This is a genomic window from Bacillus sp. AR2-1 (assembly GCF_008368755.1).
Lineage (GTDB): Bacteria > Bacillota > Bacilli > Bacillales > Bacillaceae_G > Bacillus_A > Bacillus_A wiedmannii.
In genome coordinates, this window is record NZ_QORY01000051.1 from 1 (window position 1) to 701 (window position 701).

5 tRNA genes and 1 rRNA gene are annotated in these 701 nt (G+C 47.4%); all 6 read right to left on the reverse strand.

Features of this window, described 5'->3' with window-relative positions:
- Positions 1-41: 41 nt before the first annotated feature.
- The 6 genes from DT250_RS31125 to rrf all read right to left on the reverse strand — a co-directional run bounded on the left by DT250_RS31125 (position 42) and on the right by rrf (position 591).
- Positions 42-122, reverse strand: a tRNA-Leu gene (locus tag DT250_RS31125).
- Between the two features lie 14 nt (positions 123-136).
- Positions 137-212: transfer RNA gene (locus tag DT250_RS31130), tRNA-Lys, on the reverse strand.
- Between the two features lie 4 nt (positions 213-216).
- Positions 217-291: transfer RNA gene (locus tag DT250_RS31135), tRNA-Gln, on the reverse strand.
- 11 nt (positions 292-302) lie between these two features.
- Positions 303-386 (reverse strand) — tRNA-Tyr (locus tag DT250_RS31140).
- An 8-nt stretch (positions 387-394) separates the two neighbouring features.
- Positions 395-470: transfer RNA gene (locus DT250_RS31145), tRNA-Val, on the reverse strand.
- Positions 471-475: 5 nt separating this feature from the next.
- Positions 476-591, reverse strand: a 5S ribosomal RNA gene (rrf, locus tag DT250_RS31150).
- Between the last annotated feature and the right edge of the window lie 110 nt (positions 592-701).

A 701-nucleotide genomic window follows, 5' to 3' on the forward strand; every position in this document is an offset into this window, starting at 1 on the left:
AACTACTTCCGCAAGACATGTTTGAGTTATTTCATTAAAAGTGCGGGTGAAGGGAGTCGAACCCCCACGCCAAAGGCGCTAGATCCTAAGTCTAGTGCGTCTGCCAATTCCGCCACACCCGCATATTTCATTAAAATGGTGAGCCATGAAGGATTCGAACCTTCGACCCTCTGATTAAAAGTCAGATGCTCTACCAACTGAGCTAATGGCTCTTAATGGCTGGGCTAGCTGGATTCGAACCAGCGCATGACGGAGTCAAAGTCCGTTGCCTTACCGCTTGGCTATAGCCCATTAATTAAGAATGGTGGAGGGGGGCAGATTCGAACTGCCGAACCCGAAGGAGCGGATTTACAGTCCGCCGCGTTTAGCCACTTCGCTACCCCTCCGACATATATGGTGGAGGATGACGGGATCGAACCGCCGACCCCCTGCTTGTAAGGCAGGTGCTCTCCCAGCTGAGCTAATCCTCCATTTTGCCTGGCAACGTCCTACTCTCACAGGGACAAGGTCCCAACTACCATCGGCGCTAGAGAGCTTAACTTCCGTGTTCGGTATGGGAACGGGTGTGACCTCTCTGCCATCATTACCAGACTATATTCATTTAAGACAAGAATCATTATAACTTATTTAACTTTTAAAGTCAACAAGTTTTTTATATTCTTTCAAAACTAGATAACATTGCTTCATATTATATGGTTAAG